This is a genomic window from Mesorhizobium sp. M1A.F.Ca.IN.020.04.1.1 (assembly GCF_003997315.1).
GTDB lineage: Bacteria > Pseudomonadota > Alphaproteobacteria > Rhizobiales > Rhizobiaceae > Mesorhizobium.
Genome location: NZ_RZSN01000051.1, coordinates 1 through 14,752, shown reverse-complemented (window position 1 = coordinate 14,752; position 14,752 = coordinate 1). Strand labels below are relative to the sequence as shown.

Below are 14,752 nucleotides of genomic sequence, written 5' to 3'. Positions count from 1 at the left end.
TGGGTTTACGCGGCTCCGTTGACGAAGGCCATGTCGGCCGCCGTCAGTTCGACATCGCGCAACACCCGCATCACCGGAAAATCCTCCGTTTCCGTGGCCGTGATGGCCAGATCGATGGTGACGTCGAAGCGTTGCCGGAACGCGTCGATGATCTCGTCGACGATGATTTCCGGCGCCGAAGCGCCGGCCGACAGGCCGAGCGTCGAAATCCTGCCGATCTCATTCCACGGAATTTCGGAGGCGCGCTGCACGAGAAGCGACATCGCGGCGCCCGCGCGCTCCGCCACTTCGACAAGACGCCGCGAGTTGGACGAGTTCGGCGCGCCGACGACGAGGAAAAGGTCGGCACCGGCGGCCGTCTCCTTCACCGCCTCCTGTCGGTTGGTGGTGGCGTAGCAGATGGATTCGGCGGCCGGGGCGTGAAGCTCGGGGAAACGCTCTTGCAGCGCCCGGATGATGCCGGCGGTGTCCTCGACCGACAGCGTCGTCTGGGTGACAAAGCCAAGCGCCGCCGGGTCTGCCGGCACGAAGCTTGCCGCATCGGCCTCGGTCTCGATAAGGGTCACGGCTCCTTCCGGCAACTGGCCCATCGTGCCGATCACTTCCGGATGGCCGGCATGGCCGATCAGGAGCACATGGCGGCCGAGCCGCTGGTGCCGCATCGCCTGCTTGTGCACCTTCGACACCAGCGGACAGGTGGCATCGAGGTAGAACAGGTTGCGCGCCTCGGCGTCGGCCGGCACCGATTTCGGCACCCCATGCGCGGAAAAGACGACCGGCGACTGACGATGCTCGGGCGGGATCTCGGACAATTCCTCGATGAACACCGCGCCCAGGCTCTGCAGCCCCTCGACGACGTAGCGGTTGTGCACGATCTCATGGCGGACATAGACCGGCGCGCCGTATTTCTTCAGCGCCAGCACGACGATCTGAATGGCGCGGTCGACGCCGGCGCAGAAGCCGCGCGGCTGGCAAAGCCTGATCGTCAGCGGTGGCTTTTTTTCAATCATCAAAACGGGCCGGTTCAGTCGGAAAGCTGAAGGCGAAATGAGGCGTGCACCCCTGCCCTGTCAAGAGCGGCGCTCACTCCTCCTTCGCCGGGCGGCGAAGCCTGAGGATCAGCACCGCGGCAAGGGCGGCGGCAAGGCCATACCAGGTGACGGCATATTGCAGGTGGTTGTTCGGCAGATCGATGATGGTGACGCCGCCGACCGGCAGACCGCCGGGGTTAGGAGTCTTGTCGGCATCGATGAAGAAGGGCACCAGCACGGCTCCCGCTGGCAGACCGGCGCTCGAGGCCATGACGTCGCGGTCCTTCCAGTAAAAGATGTTCTTGGCGACGTCGTTGTCGGGCAGCATCATCGAGGGTTTTTCAGGCAGCGGATTGCGGGCAAGCCCGGTCACCGTCACCGTGCCGGCGACCTCGCCCTGCTTCCGCTTGGCCGGATCCTTGAGATCGTAAGGGACGAAGCCGCGGTTGACGAGCACGAAACGGCCGTCGTCGAGCCGCAGGGGCGTGTAGACATTGAAGCCCGTGTCGCCTTCCCAAGTGGCGAAGAAATGGCGCTCGCCCTGGTGCAGGAAAGTGCCGGTTACAGTCACCGGCGTGTATTCGACATCGTGTGTGGCGGCGAATTCTTTCTCGACATCGGTCAGTGGCAAAGGTGCCGCATGGGTGCGCTTGTCGATGGTATCGATCAGCCCTTCCTTCCAGTGCAAGCGCTGGACCTGCCAGGTGCCGAGGCCGAGGAGAATGGCGAACAGGACAAGGCCGAGCCCAAGCAGCAGTGCCGAGCGCGGCCGCGAAGCGCCGGCAGTCGAGGAGGTCGCATCGCTCATTGGCCGCTGTCCAGCCTGCCTTCCGCGGCCTTCTTGGAATATTGCAGGGTGATCAGCACGCCCTTGATCAGGCGCAGCGCCGCCAGGCTCAGCACCAGCGCCAGCGGTATCCACAAAATGAAATGCAGCCAGAGCGGCGGGCTCAGCGACACTTCCATCCACAGCGCCAGGCCGACGACGATGAAGCCGATGATGAGGATCACGAAGACCGCCGGACCGTCGCCGGCATCGGCAAAGGAATAGTCGAGGCCGCAATTGTAGCAGCGCCTGCCGACGGTGAGGAAGCCGGAGAACAGCTTGCCCTCGCCGCAGCGCGGGCAGTGGCCGCGCAGCCCGGCCGAGATCGGGTCGACGGGTGGCCAGATTGCCTTGTCTTCGCTCATGTCCGCACCGTAGACCCGTTCGGTCAAAAAGATAAGGCGGCCACGTCGCCGCAGCCGCCTCGTGAACTCAATCCAAAGGGTCTCAGTGGGCTTCGATTACCGCGCCGCTCGAGGCCCAGACATAGATCGCGGTGAACAGGAACAGCCAGACCACGTCGACGAAATGCCAGTACCAGGCGGCCGCCTCGAAGCCGAAATGCTGCTTCGGGGTGAAATCGCCCCGCATCGCCCGGATCAGGCAGACGAGCAGGAAGATGGTGCCGATGATGACGTGGAAGCCGTGGAAGCCAGTCGCCATGAAGAAGGTGGCGCCGTAGATCGAGTCCTTGAAGCCGAACGGAGCGTGCATGTACTCGTAGGCCTGCACCATGGTGAACAGCATGCCGAGGCCGACGGTCAGGATCAGGCCGTTGATCAGGCCCTTGCGGTCGCCGTGCAGCAGCGAGTGGTGCGCCCAGGTCACCGTCGTGCCCGACAGAAGCAGGATGATGGTGTTGTAGAGCGGCAGGTGGAAGGGATCGAGAACCTCCAGACCTTTTGGCGGCCAAACGCCGCCCGTGAAAGTGGTGCGGGCATATTGCGCGGCCTCGCCCGGGAATAGGCTGGCGTCGAAGAAGGCCCAGAACCAGGCGACGAAGAACATCACCTCGGAGGCGATGAACATGATCATGCCGTAGCGCAGGTGCAGCGAAACGACGCGCGTGTGGTGACCCTCATGCGCTTCCTTGATGGTGTCCGACCACCAGGCGAACATCGTGTAGAGCACGATGATCAGGCCGATGAAAAACAGCCACGGATTGGCGATGTTGTGGCCGAAGATTGGGAAGCTGCCGGCCTTCAGATACTGCATCAGGCAAACGCCGCCGACGGCCGTGACCAATGCGCCGATCGAGCCCAGGAAAGGCCAAGGGCTGGGATTGACGAGATGGTAGTCGTGGTTCGGTTTTGCGTGCGCGTCTGCCATATCAACCCCCGAGGCTTGCTTCGGAATCTGGAACTTTGTTGCTGCTGCCAGCGGCCGGCGCGGACGACGCGACTGGCTGCTTCTTTTCGACCGGGAACATGGTGTAGGACAGGGTGATGGTCTTCAAGTCCTTCAGTTCCGGCACGTTGACGATGTCTGGATCGACATAGAACACGACCGGCATGTCCAGCGTCTCGCCGGGCTTCAGCGTCGTGTCGGTGAAGCAGAAGCACTCCACCTTGTTGAAATAGGCGCCGGCCATTTCCGGCTGCACGTTGAAGGAGGCGCGCCCGGTGATGGGGCGATCGAACTTGTTAGTGGCGCTGTAATGCGCCTGCGTGGTCTCGCCGATCTTGATCGTCACCGAGCGCGCGACGGGCTCGAACTGCCACGGAATGCCGTTGGTGTTGGCGTCGAAGCGGATGGTGATATCGCGGTCGAGCACGCGACCGGCATATTGCTTCTCGGCGCGCTGCGTCGTGCCGCCATAGCCGGTGACCTGGCAGAACATCTTGTAGAGCGGGACCGCCGCATAGGCCATGCCGACCATGCCGGTGAAGAAGGCAAGGCAGACCGCCACGACGATGCGGTTGCTGTTCTTCCCGATGGGTCCGGTCTCGCCGCTCATCGCCGCCTCACATCAAATTCGTCGGTATCAGGCCGGAGGCATGGTGGCCGAAGCGCACGATGGTGGCGATGTAGAAGATGATGACGAGCGCGGCCAGCGCGACGCCGATGGCAACGGAGCGGCTGCGCCGCGCCTTCCGCTGGCGTTCGGTCAAGGTGACCAGTTCGAGGTTCTTATCGGCCACGATCATGCTCCCCCCATGACGAGGGCACGCCCGACCACGCTGTCGACGAGATAGGCGGCAAAGATTGCGAAGAGATAGAGCAGCGAAAAGCCGAACAGCGCCTTGGCCGGCTTCATCGCGCGGTCGGCATCGCTCATGCCCAGCACCTTCCAGGCATACCAGACGAAGCCCAGGCCGAGCAGAACGGAAACCGCGCCATAGGCGGCGGTGGTGTAGCCGAGCAGCCATGGCAAGACGCCGACCGGCGCCAGGATCAGCGCGTAGGCAAAGATCTGGCGGCGGGTCGAGGCGTGTCCGGCGACGTTCGGCATCATCGGAATGCCGGCGCGGGCGTAGTCGTCCGACTTGAACAGCGCCAGCGCCCAGAAATGCGGCGGAGTCCAAAGGAAAATGATCAGGAAAAGAATCAGGCTTTCGAGGCTGACCGATCCGGTCACCGCCGCCCAGCCGATCACCGGCGGGATGGCGCCGGCGGCGCCGCCGATGACGATGTTCTGCGGCGTCCAGCGCTTTAGCCACATCGTGTAGATGACGGCGTAGAAGAAGATGGTGAAGGCAAGAAGCGCCGCCGACAGCCAGTTGATGAGCACGCCCAGCGTCATCACCGACAGCGCGGAGAGCACGAGGCCGAAGCTCAGCGCCTCACCCGGCGTGACGCGCCCGGCCGGCACCGGACGGCTCGCTGTCCTGGTCATCACCGCGTCGATATCGGCGTCGTACCACATGTTGAGCGCGCCCGAGGCGCCGGCGCCGATGGCAATCGCCAGGATCGCGATCACCGCCAGCAGCGGATTGATGGCGACCGGCGCCGCGACCATGCCGACAAAGGCCGTGAAGACGACCAGCGACATCACGCGCGGCTTGAGGAGGGCGAAGAAATCGCCCGCGGTGGCTTCCGACATGCGAAAGCCAACTTCCTCCATCAATTTGTGGTCGGCAAGGGCCATGCGTACTTAAAGTCCATTATTCCGTTGGCCAAGACCGCCGGGCGAGCAGGCGGTCCTGTATCTGCGGCCTTACTTGATCTTCGGCAGCTGTTCCCACTGGTGGAACGGCGGCGGCGACGGCAGCTGCCATTCGAGCGTGGTGGCACCCTCGCCCCACGGATTGGCGCCCGCGACGCGCTTCTTCTGGAAGGCCTCGAACACGCCATAGAGGAAGATCGCAACGCCGACGGCGGCGATGTAGGAGCCGTAGGACGAGATCATGTTCCAGCCGGCAAACGCATCCGGATAGTCGACAGTGCGGCGCGGCATCCCGGCAAGGCCGAGGAAGTGCTGCGGGAAGAAGATCAGGTTGACGCCGACGAATGTGACCCAGAAGTGGGTGTTGGCGATCACCGGCGAGTACATGTAGCCGGTCATCTTCGGGAACCAGTAGTACCAGCCGGCGAAGATGGCGAACACGGCGCCCAGCGACAGCACGTAGTGGAAGTGGGCGATCACGAAATAGGTGTCGTGCAGCGAGCGGTCGAGGCCGGCATTTGCCAGCTGAACGCCGGTGACGCCACCGATCGTGAACAGGAAGATGAAGCCCAGCGCCCACAGCATCGGCGGCTTGAAGGAGATCGAGCCGCCCCACATCGTGGCGATCCAGGAGAAGATCTTCACGCCCGTCGGAACCGCGATGACCATGGTGGCGAACACGAAATAGCGCTGCGTGTCGAGCGACAGGCCGGTCGTGTACATGTGGTGCGCCCAGACGATGAAGCCGACGGCGCCGATCGCGACCATGGCGTAGGCCATGCCGAGATAGCCGAAGACCGGCTTCTTCGAGAAGGTCGAGACGATATGGCTAACGATGCCGAAGCCCGGCAGGATCAGAATGTACACCTCGGGATGGCCGAAGAACCAGAACAGGTGCTGGAAGAGCAGCGGGTCGCCGCCCTGGTCCGGCACGAAGAAGGCGGTGCCGAAGTTGCGATCGGTGAGCAGCATGGTGATGGCGCCCGCCAGGACCGGCAGCGACAAGAGCAGCAGGAAGGCCGTGATCAGCACCGCCCAGGCGAACAGCGGCATCTTGTGCATGGTCATGCCAGGCGCGCGCATGTTGAAGATGGTGGTGATGAAATTGATCGCACCGAGAATCGACGAGGCGCCGGCGATGTGGAGCGACAGAATCGCAAGGTCCATCGCGGGACCCGGCTGGCCGGATGTCGAGAGCGGCGGATAGATCGTCCAGCCGCCGCCGACGCCGAAGGCGCCGGGCGCGCTCGGTACGAACATCGAGCCGAGCAGCAGGAGGAAGGCCGGCGGCAGCAGCCAGAAGGAGATGTTGTTCATGCGCGGGAAGGCCATGTCCGGCGCGCCGATCATGATCGGCACCATCCAGTTGGCGAAGCCGCCGATGAGCGCCGGCATCACCATGAAGAAGATCATGATCAGGCCGTGCGCGGCGCCGAAGGCATTGTACATGCTCTTGCCGCCATCGATGGCGGCATCACCCTGCATGCCGTAGACCATCTGCGCCAGACCGCTGAAGATCTGGATGCCCGGCTCCTGCAGCTCCATGCGGATGGCGACCGAAAGCGCGCCGCCGATAATCCCGGCCATGATCGCGAAGATCAGGTAGAGCGTGCCGATGTCCTTGTGGTTGGTCGAGTAGACCCAGCGGACCCAGCCATGCGGCCTGTGGTCGTGGTGGTCGTGAGCTGCAGCCTCTGCCATATTCCGCTCCGTTCCCTAATTCTTGCTAACCCGCGGCGTCAGTTGCCGGCGGCCGCTACCTTGTTGGTACCGTCGATCTCGGCCATCAGCGCCTTGTTGGCGGCGGGCACGTCGGTCTTGGCCGTCTCCAGCCAGGTCTTGAACTGCGCGTCGGAGACGACGCGAACCGCGATCGGCATAAAGGCGTGATCCTTGCCGCAGAGCTGCGAGCACTGGCCGTAATAGAGGCCTTCCTTCTCCGCCTTGAACCAGGTCTCGTTGGTGCGGCCGGGCACGGCATCCATCTTGATGCCGAAGGACGGCACGGCGAAGGAGTGGATGACGTCGGTGGCGGTGATCAGCACACGGGTCATGGTGTTGACCGGCACCACCAGCTCATTGTCGACGGCGAGCAGGCGCGGATAGAGGTTGCGGTCTTCCTTGCCGGCCTTGGCGCGGTCACCGTCCTGCAGGATCGCCGAGTTGAAGGAGAAGCTCTTGTCGACCTGGTATTCGTAGTCCCAATTCCATTGGTTGCCGGTCGCCTTGACGGTCAGCTTGGCTTCTTCCGGCGGGGTATACTGCGCGGTGAGCAGTTGGAACGAGGGGATGGCGATGAGCAGCAGCACGATGACCGGGCCGACGGTCCAGATCACCTCGATCAGCGTGTTGTGGCTGGTCCGGGAAGGAACCGGGTTGGCGCTCGCGCGGAACCGCAGGATGACATAGGCGAGCAGGACCAGCACCAGCAGGGTGATGACCACGATGAATACGAAGGTGTAGTTTCCGAACCATTCGATTTGCCGCATCATGTCGGTCGCAGGCGCCTGGAAGGCGGTTTCCCATGGCCGCGGCTGATCCGCATAGGCGGATGCGCTGGAGAGGAGCGTGCCCGCGGCCGCAGCACCTGCCAGAAGTCTGGCGCTTGCCATGAATTTTCTCATCGCCCTCTCGTCTCCCACTTCCTGCAATCGGATCGCACCAGTAACGAACGACGCCGGGATGGGGAATCCCGGTCTGTCCCTAAGGTGGTTCAAACCATACTCTATTTCCCTCCGCAAGGAAGGAGCGGGCGAAACCGTGCGGCATTTTTGCGCGCAGCCCGAAGGGCATCCCCGACCATCGCCGCCCCCGCGCCGGGTGGTCGCAATTCGGGCGAATTTGCTCTGGAAAAGCGCGTAATTGCCGGTATCTGGGCGGGCTGGCGACGGTCTCGTCCTTTACTTGGCCTTGGCGCAGCTTAAAGTGCCGTGATTCGCAATGGAGCCGTTATGACTTCCTGGCTTTCGACACCCTTGGCGAAGGTTATCTTCCTTGCCGCCTCGCTTAGCGCCAGCGTGGCGAACGCCGCGCCGCCGCAGACCGCGGCGCCGCCCAGCGGCACGGTCAAGTCGACGCATGGCGCGTGGTCGATCATCTGCGACACGCCGGCCGGCGCGACCTCCGAACAATGCGTGATGATGCAGAACGTCGTCGCCGAGGACCGTCCGGAAATGGGGCTTTCCGTCGTGGTGCTGCGCACCGCCGACAACAAGGCGGAGATCCTGCGGGTGCTGGCACCACTAGGCGTGCTCTTGCCCAACGGGCTCGGCCTCAATGTCGACGGCAAGGACATCGGCCGCGCCTATTTCGTGCGCTGTTTCCAGGACGGCTGCTACGCGGAAGTGATCCTCGAGAAGCCGCTGCTCGACACGCTGAAGAACGGCACGTCGGCCACCTTCATCGTCTTCCAGACGCCGGAGGAAGGCATCGGCATTCCCGTCGATCTGAAGGGATTCGCCGAAGGCTTCTCGGCTCTGCCCTAAGTCCAGCGGCGGCAACGCGGCCGCCAGTCGGCGCGCGGCGATGACGATCGCGTGTGAAGGCCGGCGATTGTCTTGACCTCACTTCGCCCCTACATCGGGGGAATGCGAAACCGCCAGCGGACAGCCCTGCCATGAACAGCCTGATCGGCCAATTCGACATTTCCGACGACCGCGTCAAAGAGATCGTCGCTGATACCATCAAGGGCGCCGACGACGGCGAACTGTTCCTCGAATACAGCGAGAACGAAGCGCTGATGTTCGACAACGGCCGGCTGAAGACGGCGAATTTCAACACCGACCAGGGTTTCGGGCTGCGCGCCGTCGCCGGCGAGGCGAGCGGCTATGCCCATTCGAGCGACCTGTCGGAAGCCTCGCTGCTGCGCGCCGCCGATGCCGTCTCCGCGGTCAAGGGCGGCTATTCCGGAACGCTTGCCGCAGCGCCCGCGCGCACCAATCGCCACCTTTACGGCGACGAGAATCCCATCCCCTCGCCCAGTTTCGAGGCCAAGGCGAAGCTGTTGCAGGAGATCGACGCCTGGCTGCGCGCCGCCGATCCGCGCGTGCGCCAGGTGACGGCTTCGCTCGCCGCCTCCTGGCAGCATGTCGAGATCGTGCGCGGCGACGGCCAGGTGGTGCGCGATATCCGCCCGCTGGTCAGGATGAACGTCTCGGTGGTGGTCGGCGATGGCGACCGCCAGGAGAGCGGCTCCTACGGAATGGGCGGCCGCAAGAGCTTTGGCGAGTTCCTCACCGAGGAGAGTTGGAAGCACGCCGCGCGCGAGGCGCTGCGACAGGCGCTGGTCAATCTGGAGGCCGTTCCGGCGCCGGCAGGCACATTCGACATCGTGCTTTCCAGCGGCTGGCCGGGCGTGATGCTGCACGAGGCTGTCGGCCATGGCCTCGAGGGCGACTTCAACCGCAAGAAAACATCCGCCTTCGCCGGCCTGATGGGCAGCCAAGTAGCGGCAAAGGGCGTCACCGTCGTCGATGACGGCACCATCGCCGAGCGGCGCGGCTCGCTTACCGTGGACGACGAAGGCACGCCTTCGGCGCGCAATGTGCTGATCGAGGACGGCAAGCTGGTCGGCTACATGCAGGACCGCCAGAATGCGCGGCTGATGGGCATGAAGGCGACCGGCAACGGCCGGCGCGAAGGCTATGCCCACCAGCCGATGCCGCGCATGACCAACACCTACATGACCTCGGGCGATACCGCGCCGGAAGAGATCATCGCCTCGGTCAAGAACGGCATCTATGCCGTCTCTTTCGGCGGCGGCCAGGTCGACATCACCTCAGGCAAGTTCGTGTTCGGCTGCACCGAGGCCTACATGATCGAGGACGGCAAGGTGACGCAGCCGATCAAGGGCGCAATGCTGATCGGCAACGGGCCCGACGCCATGCACCGCGTCACCATGGTCGGCAATGACATGAAACTCGACAACGGCATCGGCATGTGCGGCAAGGCCGGACAGGGCGTGCCGGTCGGGGTCGGCCAGCCGCATCTGAGGATGAACCAGATGACGGTGGGCGGCACCAGGGTTTGAGCACGCTCAATCCGGCAGGTTTGAATAGCACTCCGCCGCTTGAGTATCTTACCTGTGTCTTACACGGGGTAAGCTTGCGATGGCTGGTGCCGAAAAACTCATAACCACCGTCTCGACCAAGGGACAAGTGATCCTCCCCAGCGCGATCCGGAAACGGAGGGACTGGGGTGCGGGCACACGTCTGCAGGTCGAAGACACACCAGACGGTGTTCTTCTGAAGCAAGTGCCGGCCTTCACCCCGACGCGACCGGAAGACGTGGTTGGCCTGCTGCCGCACCGCGGCAAGCCGAAGACGCTTGAAGAGATGAACGCGCGTGTCTTTGCCGAAGCGCGGCGGCGCCATGCTCGCAATTGATCCCAACCTTGTCGTCAGATACCTGACGAACGACCATCCTGAACGGTCACCTCGATCCGGCCGGAAAGCTCATACCTAGCTACCCGCCGGAGCGCGAACACAATCGTGTTAGCAGATTATTAATTGTTCAATTGCTTTGGCCGACGCTTCCGACTTAACTATCAGCAGTCTTCTCGTTGCGGTGGTGTTGGCAGTGCTGCGTTCCCCTGGCGTCCTGACCTCTTCATTCCTCCTTGGCCTTTGCTCATTGATCGGTGTGACGTCGCTTTGCGTCGACACTGCGGCGGCGCAGTCGACATTGTTCAAGCGGCCATCGAGTCCGGTCGACCTGCGCTCCGCCACAGTTGGAGGACGTACCAGCGTCCCTTATGGCTGGATCGATTTCTGCCACCGCCGGCCGAAAGAGTGCAAAGTGCCTGCCCTGCAGCCGGCGAACGTCAAGCTGACCGCACAGAACATGCGAACCCTCAAGCGCATAAACCAGAAGGCGAACCGCGCCATCAAGCCCGTCAGCAACTATGATCACTGGGGCACGATGATGGACCACTGGGACTATCCGGTGGACGGCAAGGGCGACTGCAAGATCTACGCGCTCTACAAGCGCAAGCTTCTCATGGAAGCGGGATTTCCCCGCCAGGCGCTGCTGATGACGGTGGTGCGCGACCTGAACAACGAAGGCCACACCATCCTGACCGTGAAGACCGACAAGGGCGATCTCGTGCTCGACAATCTGGTCGACGAAGTCCGGCCCTGGAACGCGACCGGCTATTATTTCCTGAAGCGCCAGTCGCAGCAGAACCCGAATATTTGGGTATCGATCAATCAGCGCGGCGGCACGTCGAAAACCTGACGGATGCCGCCAGGCTCAACCGAGCGGCCTCGACAGCCGAGGCATTCCGCTTTTGACGGTTGATACGCGCGGACCGGCGCCTCTGCCTTGCACGTTCATGGCCGAAAAATCGGCTCGCAGAGGTACGCGCCGGCCTACTGGTTGCAGGCCGGCTCGCCCTGCTGTCCGCAAGAGAGCTTCTTCTTGCGCTGCGGCTTCTCCCGGGGGACACTCCGCTCTTGCATCTGCGGCCTCGGCTGCGAACGCAATTCCGAGCGAGGCTCCGATCTCTGCCGCCGCAGCACCTGCTCGTTAGGCCTTTCCTGCCTGAACTGGCGCTGCGCATTCTGGTTCGGCCTGTTGACCTTGAAGTTGCGCTGGACGGTGACATCCCGGCCGGCGGAACCTTCTTCGTTCTGCAGCCGGCGCACCGTCCTGCGTCTGTCGTTCCCGCTGGCCGAGCCCTGATTCTCGTCGGAGAACACGGTCGGATTGTTCCTCCTGAGCCGCTTCTGCACGGCCGGTCCATTGTCGGTTGGCCCAGCACTAACGCTCGGCAGTCTGCGGAACTTCTTGCTCTTGGCCGAGCCCTGGTTGTCACCGGAGAACACGTCGGGATTGTTCTTTCTGAGCCGCTCGCGCACGCTCGGCCGGTTCTCGGCCGGCATCCGGTTGACGGTAAGCAGCTTGCGGACCTTCCTGCCCTTGTCGCTCGCGGCGGCCGAACCTTGTTCGTTCGGTTCGACCACGGACTGGCCTGCGGACAAATCCTTGCGCGTCAGCTTCCTCGGCTTGCCACCGCTCCGTTCGGATAAAGCCTTGGGATTGTTCTGCCTGAACTTCTCCCGCGCGCTCTGCCCGTTGTCGGCCGGCGTGCCGTTGACGGCGGGCAGGTTGCGGAGCTTTTTGCCCCTGTTCCGATCCGTGTCCTGCTTCCCGGTCCGGTCAGGACCGGCATTTCCGATCGCCTCTTGGTTGCCGCCCGAGACGCCTTGCCTGCCGGGTTGCCTCTTCAACTTGTTGCCGGGCAAGTTCTGGCCGTCGGGCGCCGGCTTGCCGTTGACCAGCGGCAGCCTCTTGCCATCGGCTCCAGGCAAAGCGTGTTCGGTTGAGAGCTTGCCGGTTCTGGACGAGGTCTCCGGCGAGGTGTCAGGCTGCTGGCGCTGGATAACACGCTGACCAGGCTTCGGCGGCAGGGCGCCCTGTTGCTGCTGATTGGATGTGGCCTGACGGAACTTGGCCGCCCTCTTCTGCAGAAGCGGCGGCAGGGGAACCTTGGCCGCCAGCGCATCGGCGCGGCCACCAACGGCGCCTTCCATCGTTTTCCGGGCTGTACGGCGGTCAAGCTGAACACCGGCGCTCGGCTGCGCGGCCCGATCGATGGTCTCGTTTTTGATCGTCGTGTTGATGGTGTTGATGACCGTCGTGTTGTGGATGTTGTTGAAGATGATGGCGTTCGGCGGCGGCACGACGTGGCGCGGCGGGTTGATGAATACGGGGATCGGCACGAATACCGGCGTCGGCAGGACGAACACTTCGACCGGCGGCGGAGGTGGCGGAAGCACGATGAAATCCGGCGGCGGCGGCGGCAGGAAGACCACCGTGATCGGCGGCGGCGGTTCGAAGTCGAAATCGGGATCGTCGAAATAGAGCACCGGACGGTCGATATAGATGATTTCCTCCTCCGGCGGCGGCGGCAAATCATACTCATAGACGGTGAACTCCTCCGGCGGCTCCAGGACAGCGTCGAAATGTTCGAGCCGCCGTCGTGCGTCCCAGGCATGCGGACCACGCGGATAGCGCCGCAGATAAGACCAGTAGGCTTCCGGCGTGTCCTCGAGCCAGGTCTCGCGCCAGGTGATCGCCTCGCGCCGCGCAGCGACAATGGCGCGCACGCGCTTAGCCATCGGATCGTGTGGATAGGCGACGAGGAAATCCTCGTAGCCGCGCATCGTGTCGCGGTCGAGAGCCGCGATATAAGCGTCTCGAGCGTCGAAATCCTGGATCGCCCTGGTCCGATTGGAGCGGGATTCGGCCTCCGAAACCTTGGGCGCGGGCGCGTCCGCGGCACGGTCGAAGAAGACGAAAGGCGCGGTGATCTTCGAGGCATGCCACGGAACTTCCGCGCCTTGCGTCATGTCGTTGACGCGCAGCCGCGTGCGGTCGAACACCTCGTCAAGCGACAACCCGCCCTCGCGTATCATTTCGGCGAGCGCCTGAGCATAGGCGCCGTAAGGGCCCTTGCCTTCCGGCGCGACCGTTCCCGGAGCCGCGTTGAACGCAATCAGCATGTTCGGGTCGGGATCGACAAGCGCGAGACCACCGGCCAGGGGCTGGCTCATCTTGGGCAAGGCATCAGGCCGCGCCGCGTCGAGCACGACGATGTTTACCTTCGTCGGCAATCCGGCCAACGACCGGGTGACATCGGAGAGCCGCATTGCCTGAAGCGGCACGTCGGCTGGACTGGCGATCTGGGCATCGACCGGAAGAAAGTAGTTCTCCCCCTCGAACTGCACGCCGTGGCCGGCAAGATAGACGAAGACGACCGCGTCGGGACCGGCGGCGGAAACCTTGCCGAGAAAATCGCGCAGCGCGCCGCGCAGCGAGTCCTGATCGACATCGCGCGCGCCGACGACGTCGAACCCTGCCGCCTGCAGGGTCTGCGCGATCAGGCCGGCGTCATTGGCGGCAGTCGCGAGCTCGCCGGACTGATAGGCGCCGTTGCCGATGACGAAGGCGAGACGTTTTTGCTCTTGCGCGAGCGCACCGGTCGCGGACGCGGCGCCAAAAGCGATGAGAACGATGAGGCTGAGGAATTTTAGAAGCGTCTGCATGGCAATGCGCTGTCCGTTATCCGCCATCCGCCATCCGCTTATTTCAGTAACGCCGAAAGAGCAGGAATGTTTCCCTAACAGCGCAAAACTAAGACCTGCAAGAAGGCGGCTTTAGGGCGCAAATTTCGGAAAAGAGAGGCTTCAAGTTTCTTGCGAACCGGCTCTCGCGGACTACCGGCGCCGCTTCGGCTTCTCCAGCAGCGCGACGGCCTCGACATGCGGCGACCACAGGAACTGGTCGATCGGCGTCACGCTCTTCAGTTGATAGCCGCCGTCGATGAGGATGCGCAGATCCCGCGCCAGCGTCGTCGGATTGCAGGAGACGGCCGCGACCAGCGGCACGTCTGAGCGGGCGATCTGCTTGGACTGATCCTCCGCGCCGGCGCGCGGTGGATCGAAGACGAGGCCGTCGAAGCCGCTCAACTCCTTGAAGGTCAGCGGCCTGCGGAAGAGGTCGCGACGCTCGCTGGTCACGCGCTTCAAGCCGCTGGCGAAGCGGAAAGCACGGTCGAGCGCGGCCAGCGCTGGGGCGTCTCCCTCCACGGCATGCACTTCCGACTTCGCCGCCAGCCGGAGCGCGAAGCTGCCGCAGCCGGCGAACAGGTCGGCGATCTTCTTGACACGCGACAGGTGCTGGCAGACGAGACCGGCCATCGTCTGCTCGGCGGCCTCCGTCGCCTGAAGAAAGGCGCCGGGCGGCAGGGCGACGGCGACCGAGCCGAACTGCACCACCGGCTTCTTC

General features: G+C 63.7%; 14 protein-coding genes and 1 pseudogene. 4 read left to right on the top strand and 11 right to left on the bottom strand.

The genetic code is table 11. The annotated features are described in order from the left end of the window. Positions 1–5 precede the first annotated feature (5 nt). From ispH to coxB, 9 genes are all read right to left on the bottom strand, one after another. Positions 6–1,010, bottom strand: coding sequence for a 4-hydroxy-3-methylbut-2-enyl diphosphate reductase (gene ispH / locus EOA49_RS13110; RefSeq protein WP_095781704.1), 1,005 nt, complete (start codon positions 1,008–1,010; stop codon positions 6–8). 73 nt (positions 1,011–1,083) lie between these two features. Continuing rightward, positions 1,084–1,839 (bottom strand): SURF1 family protein, encoded by a 756-nt coding sequence (locus EOA49_RS13105; RefSeq protein WP_164749219.1) that lies wholly within the window; start codon positions 1,837–1,839, stop codon positions 1,084–1,086. After that, entirely contained in the window at positions 1,836–2,222 is a 387-nt protein-coding gene (locus EOA49_RS13100; RefSeq protein WP_127242114.1) for a DUF983 domain-containing protein, read from the bottom strand. Before EOA49_RS13100 ends, EOA49_RS13105 begins: the two co-directional genes overlap by 4 nt. 82 nt (positions 2,223–2,304) lie before the next feature. Then, on the bottom strand, positions 2,305–3,186 hold the full coding sequence (locus EOA49_RS13095) for a cytochrome c oxidase subunit 3 (RefSeq protein ID WP_066998007.1): 882 nt from the start codon (positions 3,184–3,186) through the stop codon (positions 2,305–2,307). A 1-nt stretch (position 3,187) separates the two neighbouring features. Continuing rightward, positions 3,188–3,814 (bottom strand): cytochrome c oxidase assembly protein, encoded by a 627-nt coding sequence (locus EOA49_RS13090; protein ID WP_067327856.1) that lies wholly within the window; start codon positions 3,812–3,814, stop codon positions 3,188–3,190. Between the two features lie 7 nt (positions 3,815–3,821). Next, positions 3,822–4,004: a hypothetical protein gene (locus EOA49_RS13085; protein ID WP_066998013.1), complete on the bottom strand. Its 183-nt coding sequence runs from the start codon at positions 4,002–4,004 to the stop codon at positions 3,822–3,824. Further along, entirely contained in the window at positions 4,001–4,945 is a 945-nt protein-coding gene (locus EOA49_RS13080; protein ID WP_095781706.1) for a heme o synthase, read from the bottom strand. Before EOA49_RS13080 ends, EOA49_RS13085 begins: the two co-directional genes overlap by 4 nt. Before the next feature lie 69 nt (positions 4,946–5,014). Beyond that, positions 5,015–6,664 carry a cytochrome c oxidase subunit I gene (gene ctaD, locus EOA49_RS13075; protein ID WP_066998019.1) on the bottom strand — a complete coding sequence of 550 codons (1,650 nt, stop codon included), beginning with the start codon at positions 6,662–6,664 and terminating at the stop codon, positions 5,015–5,017. A 38-nt stretch (positions 6,665–6,702) separates the two neighbouring features. Then, complete coding sequence (coxB, locus tag EOA49_RS13070; RefSeq protein ID WP_245299655.1) at positions 6,703–7,575, bottom strand: cytochrome c oxidase subunit II; 873 nt, start codon at positions 7,573–7,575, stop codon at positions 6,703–6,705. Positions 7,576–7,914: 339 nt separating this feature from the next. Between coxB and EOA49_RS13065 the strand changes: the two genes are divergently transcribed. The 4 genes from EOA49_RS13065 (at position 7,915) to EOA49_RS13045 (ending at position 11,197) form a co-directional block, all read left to right on the top strand. Continuing rightward, positions 7,915–8,448 carry an invasion associated locus B family protein gene (locus EOA49_RS13065; protein WP_127241501.1) on the top strand — a complete coding sequence of 178 codons (534 nt, stop codon included), beginning with the start codon at positions 7,915–7,917 and terminating at the stop codon, positions 8,446–8,448. Between the two features lie 131 nt (positions 8,449–8,579). Further along, on the top strand, positions 8,580–9,992 hold the full coding sequence (gene tldD, locus EOA49_RS13060) for a metalloprotease TldD (RefSeq protein ID WP_067327853.1): 1,413 nt from the start codon (positions 8,580–8,582) through the stop codon (positions 9,990–9,992). Positions 9,993–10,071: 79 nt separating this feature from the next. Further along, positions 10,072–10,347, top strand: a complete 276-nt coding sequence (locus tag EOA49_RS13055; protein ID WP_127241502.1) for an AbrB/MazE/SpoVT family DNA-binding domain-containing protein — start codon at positions 10,072–10,074, stop codon at positions 10,345–10,347. 181 nt (positions 10,348–10,528) lie between these two features. Continuing rightward, a complete protein-coding gene (locus EOA49_RS13045) occupies positions 10,529–11,197 on the top strand; it encodes a transglutaminase-like cysteine peptidase (RefSeq protein ID WP_348626873.1) in 669 nt (222 codons plus the stop codon). A 134-nt stretch (positions 11,198–11,331) separates the two neighbouring features. Here EOA49_RS13045 and EOA49_RS13040 read toward each other — a convergent pair whose 3' ends face one another. After that, entirely contained in the window at positions 11,332–14,037 is a 2,706-nt protein-coding gene (locus tag EOA49_RS13040; RefSeq protein WP_245460625.1) for a caspase domain-containing protein, read from the bottom strand. A 144-nt stretch (positions 14,038–14,181) separates the two neighbouring features. Continuing rightward, positions 14,182–14,752: pseudogene (locus tag EOA49_RS13035) on the bottom strand (class I SAM-dependent RNA methyltransferase); the annotation flags it as partial.

Coding starts and splice junctions, on each gene's coding strand:
- ispH (WP_095781704.1), bottom strand. CDS start 1,010: ATGATTGAAAAAAAGCCACCGCTGACGATCAGGCTTTGCCAGCCGCGC.
- EOA49_RS13105 (WP_164749219.1), bottom strand. CDS start 1,839: ATGAGCGATGCGACCTCCTCGACTGCCGGCGCTTCGCGGCCGCGCTCG.
- EOA49_RS13100 (WP_127242114.1), bottom strand. CDS start 2,222: ATGAGCGAAGACAAGGCAATCTGGCCACCCGTCGACCCGATCTCGGCC.
- EOA49_RS13095 (WP_066998007.1), bottom strand. CDS start 3,186: ATGGCAGACGCGCACGCAAAACCGAACCACGACTACCATCTCGTCAAT.
- EOA49_RS13090 (WP_067327856.1), bottom strand. CDS start 3,814: ATGAGCGGCGAGACCGGACCCATCGGGAAGAACAGCAACCGCATCGTC.
- EOA49_RS13085 (WP_066998013.1), bottom strand. CDS start 4,004: ATGATCGTGGCCGATAAGAACCTCGAACTGGTCACCTTGACCGAACGC.
- EOA49_RS13080 (WP_095781706.1), bottom strand. CDS start 4,945: ATGGCCCTTGCCGACCACAAATTGATGGAGGAAGTTGGCTTTCGCATG.
- ctaD (WP_066998019.1), bottom strand. CDS start 6,664: ATGGCAGAGGCTGCAGCTCACGACCACCACGACCACAGGCCGCATGGC.
- coxB (WP_245299655.1), bottom strand. CDS start 7,575: ATGGCAAGCGCCAGACTTCTGGCAGGTGCTGCGGCCGCGGGCACGCTC.
- EOA49_RS13065 (WP_127241501.1), top strand. CDS start 7,915: ATGACTTCCTGGCTTTCGACACCCTTGGCGAAGGTTATCTTCCTTGCC.
- tldD (WP_067327853.1), top strand. CDS start 8,580: ATGAACAGCCTGATCGGCCAATTCGACATTTCCGACGACCGCGTCAAA.
- EOA49_RS13055 (WP_127241502.1), top strand. CDS start 10,072: ATGGCTGGTGCCGAAAAACTCATAACCACCGTCTCGACCAAGGGACAA.
- EOA49_RS13040 (WP_245460625.1), bottom strand. CDS start 14,037: ATGGCGGATAACGGACAGCGCATTGCCATGCAGACGCTTCTAAAATTC.